At 69.6% G+C, this 9,287-nt stretch carries 11 protein-coding genes; 6 read left to right on the forward strand and 5 right to left on the reverse strand.

Going from position 1 to position 9,287, the window contains the following annotated elements; genetic code table 11:
* Both K1Y73_RS20330 and K1Y73_RS20335 read left to right on the forward strand, forming a co-directional pair.
* Positions 1 to 727 (forward strand): class I SAM-dependent methyltransferase (locus tag K1Y73_RS20330; protein ID WP_225030147.1); only part of this gene is annotated, 727 nt, incomplete at its 5' end.
* A gap of 16 nt (positions 728 to 743) precedes the next feature.
* On the forward strand, positions 744 to 1,556 hold the full coding sequence (locus K1Y73_RS20335; RefSeq protein WP_225030149.1) for an SDR family NAD(P)-dependent oxidoreductase: 813 nt from the start codon (positions 744 to 746) through the stop codon (positions 1,554 to 1,556).
* 4 nt (positions 1,557 to 1,560) lie between these two features.
* On the opposite strand, the gene K1Y73_RS20340 is transcribed toward K1Y73_RS20335, so the two are convergent.
* Positions 1,561 to 1,962 carry a hypothetical protein gene (locus K1Y73_RS20340; RefSeq protein ID WP_225030151.1) on the reverse strand — a complete coding sequence of 134 codons (402 nt, stop codon included), beginning with the start codon at positions 1,960 to 1,962 and terminating at the stop codon, positions 1,561 to 1,563.
* Between the two features lie 132 nt (positions 1,963 to 2,094).
* On the opposite strand from K1Y73_RS20340, the gene hemF reads away from it, so the two are divergent.
* Positions 2,095 to 2,979, forward strand: coding sequence for an oxygen-dependent coproporphyrinogen oxidase (gene hemF, locus K1Y73_RS20345; RefSeq protein ID WP_225030153.1), 885 nt, complete (start codon positions 2,095 to 2,097; stop codon positions 2,977 to 2,979).
* A gap of 2 nt (positions 2,980 to 2,981) precedes the next feature.
* Positions 2,982 to 3,353, forward strand: coding sequence for a hypothetical protein (locus K1Y73_RS20350; protein WP_225030155.1), 372 nt, complete (start codon positions 2,982 to 2,984; stop codon positions 3,351 to 3,353).
* 15 nt (positions 3,354 to 3,368) lie between these two features.
* On the opposite strand, the gene K1Y73_RS20355 is transcribed toward K1Y73_RS20350, so the two are convergent.
* From K1Y73_RS20355 to hemE, 3 genes are read right to left on the reverse strand one after another with little or no spacing between them, the layout of a single operon-like run.
* A complete protein-coding gene (locus K1Y73_RS20355) occupies positions 3,369 to 4,262 on the reverse strand; it encodes a DMT family transporter (protein ID WP_225030157.1) in 894 nt (297 codons plus the stop codon).
* 5 nt (positions 4,263 to 4,267) lie between these two features.
* Positions 4,268 to 5,197: an SdiA-regulated domain-containing protein gene (locus K1Y73_RS20360; RefSeq protein ID WP_225030159.1), complete on the reverse strand. Its 930-nt coding sequence runs from the start codon at positions 5,195 to 5,197 to the stop codon at positions 4,268 to 4,270.
* Positions 5,194 to 6,225: a uroporphyrinogen decarboxylase gene (gene hemE, locus K1Y73_RS20365; protein ID WP_225030160.1), complete on the reverse strand. Its 1,032-nt coding sequence runs from the start codon at positions 6,223 to 6,225 to the stop codon at positions 5,194 to 5,196. The genes K1Y73_RS20360 and hemE overlap by 4 nt, the downstream gene beginning before the upstream one ends.
* Positions 6,226 to 6,331: 106 nt before the next feature.
* Between hemE and hemC the strand changes: the two genes are divergently transcribed.
* Together hemC and K1Y73_RS20375 are read left to right on the forward strand one after the other, a co-directional pair.
* On the forward strand, positions 6,332 to 7,276 hold the full coding sequence (hemC, locus tag K1Y73_RS20370) for a hydroxymethylbilane synthase (protein ID WP_225030161.1): 945 nt from the start codon (positions 6,332 to 6,334) through the stop codon (positions 7,274 to 7,276).
* A 78-nt stretch (positions 7,277 to 7,354) separates the two neighbouring features.
* Entirely contained in the window at positions 7,355 to 8,089 is a 735-nt protein-coding gene (locus tag K1Y73_RS20375; RefSeq protein WP_225030162.1) for a BUD32 family EKC/KEOPS complex subunit, read from the forward strand.
* 38 nt (positions 8,090 to 8,127) lie between these two features.
* Here K1Y73_RS20375 and K1Y73_RS20380 read toward each other — a convergent pair.
* A partial coding sequence (locus K1Y73_RS20380) for an ABC transporter permease (protein ID WP_318248265.1) occupies positions 8,128 to 9,287 on the reverse strand: 1,160 nt, incomplete at its 5' end.

A 9,287-nucleotide genomic window follows, 5' to 3' on the forward strand; every position in this document is an offset into this window, starting at 1 on the left:
GGCCGCGGCCGAGGCCGCGCCCGGCGCGCCGATTGCGGTGGATGGCCAGAAGACCGACGGGATCGAGCCGATCCTGCGCGACCTGCGCGACCGGGTGGCCCTGTCGGCCCCGGTGACCAAGGCGCATGGCAAGCTGGCGGTCTTTCCCGCCGACGCCGCGGCCCTGGCCGATTGGGCGGCCGCGCCCCGGCAGATCGAGGGCGGCTTCGTCACCCGGCCCGGCGTGTTTTCCGCCGATGCGCCCGACCGCGGCTCGGCCCTGCTGGCCCAGGCCCTGCCCGAGGTGCTGGGGCCGAAGGTTGTCGATCTGGGCGCCGGCTGGGGCTTTCTGTCGCGCGCCGTCCTGGCCCGCAAAGGGGTGAAGCGGCTGGATCTGGTCGAGGCCGAGGCCGATGCCCTGGCCTGTGCGCGCGACAACATCACCGATGACCGGGCGCGCTTTCACTGGGCCGATGCCACCAGCTTCCGGCCGGAAAACCTGGCCGAGACGGTGGTGATGAACCCGCCCTTCCACACCGGACGCGCCGCCGATCCCGCCCTGGGGGCGGCCTTCATCGCCGCCGCGCGGCGCATGCTGGCGCCCGATGGCACGCTCTGGCTGGTGGCCAACCGCCATCTGCCCTATGATGCGGTGCTGAGTGCCCATTTCCTGTCGGTCGAGACCATCGGCGGCGATGCCGCCTTCCGCCTGATCCGCGCCGCAAAACCGAAGCGGCCGGCCCGCTAAAGGATCTTCCGCTTCCATGTCATTCTCGCTTTCCGGCAAGACCGCCATTGTCACCGGCGCCGCCGCCGGGCTGGGCCTAGCCATCGCCCGCCATCTGGCCGATCGCGGCTGCAACGTCATGTGCGCCGATATCGACGAGACCCGGCTTGAATCAGAACTGGGCGACGAGGCGCGGGCCGAGGGGCCGATCCGCATCTTTGCCGGCGACCTGTGCCAGAAGCTGACGATCACCAACCTGCTTTCGGCCACCTATGACGCCTTCGACCGCGTCGACATTCTGGTCAATGCCAGCCGCAAGGTCACCGCCTCGGACGTGCTGAACCCCGACGAGGATGCGGTCGAACTGATGTGGCGTCAGAATGTCCTGACCTCGCTGCGCCTGTCGCAGATGGTGGCGAAGCGGATGATCCAGGCGGCCGAAAAGGCCGGGGGCGAGCCGGGGCGGATGATCGGCTCGATCATCAACCTGTCCTCGATCGCGGCGCAGCGGGTGCAGCCCACGCTTCTGGGCTATGCCATGGCCTCGGCCGCGATCGAGCAGATGACCCGCACGCTGGCCGTGGTGCTGGCGGGGCAGGGGATCCGGGTCAATGCCATCGCCATCGGCTCGGTCATGACGGCCAGCCTGCAATCGGTGCTGCGCGAACAGCCCGATTTCCGCGACCGGATCGAGGCGGGCACGCCCTTGGGCCGGATCGCCGGGCCGGATGAACTGGCCGAGACGGTGCAATATCTGGCCTCGGATGCCAGCCGCTTCGTCACCGGCCAGGTGCTGACGGTCGATGGCGGCCGCGGCCTGCTGGATGTGGTCGCGGCGCCGGCCTTCTAGGCCTCTATTCGGGATAGGCCGCCTTGCATTGCGCCACCACGCTTTCGGCGGCGCGGGCCAGCTGGCGGCGCTTGTCCTTCAGCTGCGCCAGCTTGCGCGCCTCGGCCTCAAGGTCGATGGATTGCGGCTTTTTCACCGTCTGATAGCTGCGGCTGCGGCAGGTGGTCAGCACCGGCGGCGGATTGGGGTTCTCGGCCGTCGCGCGTCCGGGCCGGTAGCAGGGCTCGAAACTGGGAAAGCTGATCGTCTCGTCGACCAGCGCATAGCCGCGGGACAGATTGCCCTCGGCCTCGGCGATCAGCCGGTCGACAGTGCGCAGGTCGCGGGTGTTCTGGGCGATGCATTGTTCCTGCGGGGTGCCGCAGGCGGCCAGCAGCAGGGGAAGGGTCAGCAAAAGGCGTTTCATCGGGATGCGACTCGGGGATCTGGGACAGGGGGCCGGTACGGGGCCCAGATTAGCGCCTGGCCGCGCCGCTGCCAAATGACGCCTTGGAAATCTGCCGCCCCGGCTTTAGGCAGGGTCGACGAGGAGACAGGGATGAACCAGGATTTCACCGCGCGCAAGGCCGAGGCCGCGCTTTGGTTCCGCCAGTTGCGCGACCGGATTGTCGAGGCTTTCGAAGCGCTTGAGACGCGGGCCGCGCCTCCGGGCTGCCGGCCGGCGCGCTTCGAAGTGACCCCCACCACCCGCGCCGAGGGCGGCGGTGGCGGGGTAATGAGCGTGCTGCGCGGCGGCCAGATCTTCGAGAAAGTCGGGGTGAACTGGTCGGAAGTGCATGGCACTTTGGGCGAGCGGGCGCAGAAGGCCATGGCGGCGCGCGGTGTGCCGGGCATGGACAGCGACCCGCGGTTCTGGGCTTCGGGCATCTCGCTGGTGGCGCATATGGCCAATCCGCATGCGCCGGCCGTGCATATGAACACGCGGATGTTCTGGACCCCGGGCGCCTGGTGGTTCGGCGGCGGGGCCGATCTGAACCCCTGCCTGGAATATGCCGAGGATACCGCGCATTTCCACGCGCAGATGCAGGCGGCCTGCGACGCGCATGACCCGGGATATTACCCGCGCTTCAAGGCCTGGGCGGATGAGTATTTCTTCATCCCGCATCGCGGCCGGGCCCGCGGCGTGGGCGGGATCTTCTTTGACGATCTGAACACCGGCGGCGGTGCGCGCGACAGCTGGGACGCCGATTTCGCCTTTACCCGCGCGGTGGGCGAGGCCTTCCTGCCCGGTTTCGTACCCCTGGTCGAGCGGCGCTGCACCACGCCCTATTCCGACACCGACCGCGAGGCGCAGCTGGTGCATCGCGGGCTTTATGCCGAATATAACCTTGTCTACGACCGCGGCACCAAATTCGGGCTGGAAACCGGCCATGATGCCAATGCGGTTCTGATGAGCCTGCCGCCTTTGGCGAAGTGGATCTGACCATGGCCGATGTTGCTGCCGATCTGACGCTGCGCGCCGCCTATGCCTCGGTGGTCGAGGATGAGGAAGAGGGGCTGTTGTTCATCGGCTTTGCCGAGGGCGAGGACGAGACCGAACCCTATCTGCTGTTCCGCCAGGCGCTGTCCGGCGGCCCGGTCGAGCTTGAACTGGGGGACGAGACCTTCACCGCCGAAGATGCGGTCGAGACGGTGGCCGAAACGGCAACCGGCCTGACCCTGACGCTGCGGCCCGCCGCGCGGGCGGCGCTGGGTTGGCTGGCGACGGTCGAGATCCGCCTGGGCCCCTTGTGTGAAGATGCCGAACCGGCGGTGGCCGCGCTGCGCGAGATGCTGGGGCCGCAGATCTTCCCGTAAACGCCTCAGCGGCGCCTAGCCCTCGACCGCCATCAGAAGCGCCACGCCGGCCAGCAGGATCGCGATCCCCAGCGCCTGGCGCGGGGTCGTGCGTTGTCCGAAGGCCAGCCACGACACGGCCAGCGCCATCGGCACCTCGATCAGCGCCAGGGTGCGGACATTCGCGGCCGAGGTCAGGGCGAAGGCCAGAAACCAGAAGGCCGAGGCCAGCGCGCCCAGAAACCCCGCCGCCAGCGACCCGCGCCAGACCCGGAAGGCGCCGGTCAGGGCGGGTGGGTCGCGGAAGGCCAGCCACAGGCCCAGCACGACCGATTGGATTGTCTGCGCCAGAACCAGTGTGGTCAGGGCCCGGATCAGGTCGCTGCCCTGGGGCAGGGCGGTGATCCCGCCGCGAAAGCCGATGGCCGACAGGCCGAACAGCAGCCCCGCCGCCAGCCCCATCAGCGCCGGGCGCATGCCGGTCAGCATCTGGCGCCCGGCGCCGGGCTTCAGCGTGGTCACCAGCACGCCGGCAATCGCCACCGCGATGGCGCCCAGCATCGGCAGGGTCAGCGCATCGCCCAGCATTGCCCAGCCCACCAGCGCCACCAGCACGGGTTCCGATTTCAGCCAGGCGGTGGTGATGCCGAAGCCCTGGCTGCGCATCACCTGCAGCATCAGCGCCGTCGCCGCGATCTGCGCCATCGCCCCCATGGCGGTGAACAGAAGCGTGCGCGCGCCCGGCAGCGGCACAGCCTCGGGCAGGCACAGCGCCGCGGTCAGCAGGAACAGCACGGCAAAGGGCAGGCCGAACAGGAAGCGCACATTCGTGGCCCCCAGCGTGCCGATCTTTTCGGTCAGCCCGCGCTGGGCCGCATTCCGGCCCGTCTGCGCCGCCGCCCCCGCGACCGCCGCCCATACCCACAGCATGCCCGTCACGTCCCTTCCGCCCAGCCCGCCTTGGGGTTGCGGGTGAAGCGGTAGAACAGGTTCGGCTCCGAGACCAGATACAGATCGCCGCCGGGGTCGATCGCCAGCCCCTCGGCCTGGGGCACGTCTTCGGTCAGCCCCGCCCAGCCCGACCACAAAGGCAGGGCCGAAACCATCGCCCCGTCCGGCGCATATTCGACCAGGGCCGAGGTCAGATCCGACAGCAGCACCAGATTGCCGGTCGCGTCATGGGCGGAAAGCGACGACAGATCGGCGGCGAAATGCCCGGTACGCTCGTTCGGGCGCCATTCGCGGGCGGTCAGGTTCAGCCCCGGCCCGGCCATGGTCTGGGTCAGGCCCTCGATCACCAAGACGCGGATCGGCCACATTTCCTGCGCCACCAGCAATTGGTCGCGCGTCTGATCCCAGCTGACGCCCTCGAACCCCATATTCGCGAAAGCGCCGAAGCCGAAGGTCAGCTGTGGCGCGCCCTGCAGCGACAGGCGGCGGGTTTCCGGCCCGATCTGCACCCAGGCCAGGCGCTGGTCGCCTTCGTCGGCCACCACGAAGGTCTGGCCCGCGACATGGGTGATGCCTTCAGGATCCTTGGCGCCGTCCAGCGGGATCACCCGGATCAGCCGCCCCTCGGTGGAAATCTCGGCCAGCGCGGGCGGGCGGTTGATCGCGGCGAACAGCGTGCCGGTGACCGGGCTGAAGGTCAGGCCCGAGACATTGTCGCGCAGGCCTTCGATCGGGCGGGCCTCGACCGTGACCTGGTAGAAGGGCAGCCACAGCCCGCGATCCTGCCATTCGGCCCGGGTGTCGCGCATCGCCCAAAGATGCACGCCCAGCCCGAACAGGCCCGAGACCCAAAGCCACAGCGCCGCCGCGACCAGGCCAAGCGCCAGGGCCGGCAGCAGCCAGCGGCGGATCATGCGCCGCGGACCGCGTCGATCATGCGCTTGACGTTGTCGGGATCGGCATCGGGGGTGATGCCATGGCCGAGGTTGAAGATATGCGGGCCACCGGCAAAGGCGCGGGTGACGCGGCGCGCGCCCTGGACCAGCGGCTCGCCGCCCGAGACCAGCAGGTCCGGCGCAAGGTTGCCCTGCACGCAGCCATCCTTCTGCACATTCTCGGCCGCCCATTCGGGCGAGACGGAATTGTCCACCGCCACGCAATCGGCGCCGCTGGCGCGGGCAAAGCCGATGTAGCGATCGCCCGCTTCCCGCGGGAAGGCGATGATCGGCAGGCCCGGATGTTTCGCCTTCAGCGCCGCGATGATCCGGGCGGTGGGTTTCAGCGCGAAATCGGTGAAATCCTGGCCCTTCAGGCTGCCAGCCCAGCTGTCGAACAGTTTTACAACCTCGGCCCCGGCCTGCACTTGCGCCGACAGATACAGGATCGTGGCCGAGGTGATCTTGTCGATCAGGCCCGCGAAGGTCGCCCGGTCGGTGGCCTTCAGCGCATGGGCCGGGCCCTGATCCTTGGTGCCGCGGCCGGCGATCATATAGGTCGCCACCGTCCAGGGCGCGCCGGCAAAGCCGATCAGCGTCGTTTCGCGCGGCAATTCCCGGGTCAGGATGCGCAGCGTTTCATAGACCGGCGCCAGGGTTTCGTGGATCTCTTCGTCCGGGCGCAGGGCGGCCAGTTCGGCGGGCGTGGTGGTGGTTTCCATCCGCGGGCCTTCGCCGGTCTCGAACCACAGTTTCGGCCCCAGCGCCTGCGGCAGCAGAAGGATGTCGGCAAACAGGATCGCCGCGTCAAAGCCATAGCGGCGGATCGGCTGCAGCGTGACTTCGGCCGCCAGCTCGGAATTGTAGCACAGCGACAGGAAATCGCCCGCCTGCGCGCGGGTGGCGCGGTATTCCGGCAGGTAGCGGCCCGCCTGCCGCATCATCCAGATCGGCGGGGTCGGCAGGGTTTCGCCCTTCAGGGCGCGCAGGATCGGCTTGTCGGTCATCAGGTCCTCCGGTCGCGCCCTGCCTTGCCGCTCTGCGGCGGCATGTCAAGCCGCGGGGGCGGCTTCGGGCGTTGAACGGCGCTTCTGTCGCGGGTAAGTCTGGCCCATGGCACAAGACCTTCCCTCCCCGACCCGTCCCCTTCGCATCGGCACCCGCGGCTCGCCCCTGGCGCTGTGGCAGGCGCATGAGGTGCGGCGCAGCCTGATGGCTGCTTTCGCCCTGCCCGAAGCCGCCTTCGAGGTGGTGGTGATCAAGGTCATGGGCGATCAGGTGCAGGACAAGTCGCTGCGCGAGATCGGCGGCAAGGGCCTGTTCACGCGCGAGATCGAAGAGGCGCTGCTGGAGCGCGGCATCGACATTGCCGTCCATTCGATGAAGGACATGCCGGTGCTGCAGCCCGAGGGGCTGGTGCTGGATTGCTATCTGCCGCGCGCCGATGTGCGCGATGCCTTTGTCAGCCTGAAATACGGCTCGATCGCCGAATTGCCGCCGGGGGCCACGGTCGGGTCGTCGTCGCTGCGGCGGCGCGCGCAGCTGGCGCTGCGGCGGCCGGATCTGAAGCTGGTCGAATTCCGCGGCAATGTGCAGACCCGCCTGCGCAAGCTTGAGGAAGGCGTGGCCGATGCCACGTTCCTGGCCATGGCGGGGCTGACCCGGCTGGGCATGGTGCATGTGGCGCGGTCTGCCATCGCGCTCGAAGAGGTGCTGCCCGCCGTGGCGCAGGGGGCGATCGGGGTGGAACGGCGCGCCGACGATGCCGCCACCGCGGCGCTGCTGGCCGCCGTGCATGATGGCGAAACCGCCACGCGGCTGGCGGCGGAACGCGCCTTCCTGGCCCGGCTGGATGGCTCCTGCGAGACGCCGATTGCCGGTTTGGCGGTAATCGAGGGCGATGCGCTGTGGCTTCGCGGCGAGATCCTGCGTCCCGATGGAAGTCAGGCGATTTCCGGCGAAAGGCGCGGGCCTTTGGCTCAGGCCGCCGATCTGGGCGTGGCGCTGGCGGAAGAGCTGCTGGCGCAGGCGCCGGCGGGGTTTCTGGCCGGCCATTAGGGCCCGCTGCGGTTCAGGTCTTAAAAATCCGTCACAAAGGCTTTACGTCTGGCGCAGGCGGAATTTGTGGAACGGGCCGTGACGGAAACAACCCAACCCAGCTTGACCAAGGCCGTGGCCGATGCGCTGCGCGGCCCGATGCGGCGTGTGCATCCGGTCGATCTGCCGGATGGCCGGCGGTTCTGGCTGAAGCGGGTCGAACGGATGGGGCTGGTGCTGCGCCTGCAGAAGGGCGACCCGCAGGAGCGGTTCGAGGCCGAGCGGCAGGGTCTGCATGTGCTGGCCGAAAAGGGCATGCCCGTGGTGCCGGTGGTGATGGAGGGGCCGGATTTCCTGGTCACCCCCGATATCGGCCAGGCGCTGACCCTGATGGACAAGGCCGATCCGGCCGAGGCGGCGCGGGCCTTTGCCGCGGCGGGCAAGTCGCTGGCGCTGCTGCATTGGGCGGGGCTGGTGCATGGCCGCCCGGCGGTGCGCGACATCTGCTGGGACGGGCGCGAGGCGCGGTTCATCGACCTGGAACGCTTCAAGCCGGGGCGGCGCGGCGGCTTCTGGCAGGCGATGGATGTGGTGATCTTCACCCAAAGCTGCTTCGTGCGCTGGCCGGGCGAGACCCGGCTTCTGGATGCGGCGCTGGCCGCCTATGCCGCCAACGCCCCGGATGGCGCGATGGAGCGGGTCGCGCGGGTCTCGCGCGGGTTGTGGTGGCTGGCGGCGCTGGCCGCGCTGGCCCGGATCTTCCGGCCGAACAGCAGGGATCTGCGCGCCGTGCCGCAGACCCGCCGTCACCTGGGCCAAGACGGGCTGGGCTGAGGGCAGGCCGGGCCAAGGCGGGCCGGGCTGAGGCAGACCTATTCCTGCCCGCGCAGCACCCGCGCCGGCCGCACCGAAAGCGGCCGCGCGGCAAAGGCCAGCCCGGCCAGAAGCGTGGCCAGCACGCCCCCCAGCACGATGCCCAGGGCCGAGACCGGCTCGAACCGATAGGGGCTGTCCATCACGAAGCGCATCACCGCCCAGCCGGAAATCGCCCCGGCGGCAATGGCGACCAGCCCCGCCGCCGCCCCCAGAAGCGCAGCGCGCAGGGCGAAACTGGCCAGGATCCGGCCCCGCGTGGCGCCCAGCACCTTCAACAGCGCCGATTCGTAGGCCCGCGCGCCTTCGCCCGCCGCCGCTGCCCCGATCAGCACCACAAAGCCGGTCAGCAGCGTGCCCGCCGCCGCCCAGGCCGTGGCCGCGGCAATGGCGCCCAGCGCCTCGCTGACCCGGTCCACCGTCTCGCGGATGCCGATGGCGGTGATGTTCGGCCAGGTCTTGGTGACCGCCTTCAGGATCGCCGCCTCGGCTTCGGGCGGGGCATAGACCGTGGCGATATGGGTATGCGGCGCGCCGGCCAGCGCCGCGGGGTTCAGCGTCATTACGAAGCCCATGCCGGCATTGGAAAAATCGACATCGCGGAACGAGGTGATCGTCGCGGTGATGTCGCGGCCCAGGATATTGGTGGTGATCCGGTCGCCCAGTTTCAGCCCCATCTCGGCGGCCTCTTCGGCGGCAAAGCTGATCTGCGGCGTGCCCGCGTAATCCTGCGGCCACCAGGTTCCGGCGGTGACCTTGGTGCCCTCGGGCGGCGCGGCCGCATAGGTGATGCCGCGGTCGCCGCGCACCACCCAGTGATCGCCCGCCACCTCGCGCGCGGGGCGGTCGTTGATCTGGGTGATCACGCCGCGCAGCATCGGCGCGCTTTCCACCTGGGTCACGGCGGGGTTTTCGGCCATCATCGCGCGGAACGGCTCGATCTGGTCGGGCTGGATGTCGACGAAGAAGAAGGCCGGCGCCCGGGTCGGCAGGTCGCGGTCGATGGCGGCGCGCAGGTTCCAGTCGATCTGACCGACCGCGGCCAGAACCGACAGGCCCAGCCCCAGCGACAGGACGACCGGCAGCGCGTCCGAGCGCGGGCCGCCCACCGCCGCCAGCGCCGCCCGCAGCACCACGAAAGCCAGACCCGACAGGATGA

It is taken from the genome of Xinfangfangia pollutisoli, from assembly GCF_020179405.1.
Classification (GTDB): Bacteria; Pseudomonadota; Alphaproteobacteria; order Rhodobacterales; family Rhodobacteraceae; genus Pseudogemmobacter; species Pseudogemmobacter pollutisoli.

Bases quoted from the DNA above. Each gene is read 5' to 3' on its own strand.
- hemC (WP_225030161.1), top strand. From the start codon at position 6,332: ATGGCACAAGACCTTCCCTCCCCGACCCGTCCCCTTCGCATCGGCACC.
- hemE (WP_225030160.1), bottom strand. From the start codon at position 6,225: ATGACCGACAAGCCGATCCTGCGCGCCCTGAAGGGCGAAACCCTGCCG.
- hemF (WP_225030153.1), top strand. From the start codon at position 2,095: ATGAACCAGGATTTCACCGCGCGCAAGGCCGAGGCCGCGCTTTGGTTC.
- K1Y73_RS20355 (WP_225030157.1), bottom strand. From the start codon at position 4,262: ATGCTGTGGGTATGGGCGGCGGTCGCGGGGGCGGCGGCGCAGACGGGC.
- K1Y73_RS20360 (WP_225030159.1), bottom strand. From the start codon at position 5,197: ATGATCCGCCGCTGGCTGCTGCCGGCCCTGGCGCTTGGCCTGGTCGCG.
- K1Y73_RS20350 (WP_225030155.1), top strand. From the start codon at position 2,982: ATGGCCGATGTTGCTGCCGATCTGACGCTGCGCGCCGCCTATGCCTCG.
- K1Y73_RS20340 (WP_225030151.1), bottom strand. From the start codon at position 1,962: ATGAAACGCCTTTTGCTGACCCTTCCCCTGCTGCTGGCCGCCTGCGGC.
- K1Y73_RS20335 (WP_225030149.1), top strand. From the start codon at position 744: ATGTCATTCTCGCTTTCCGGCAAGACCGCCATTGTCACCGGCGCCGCC.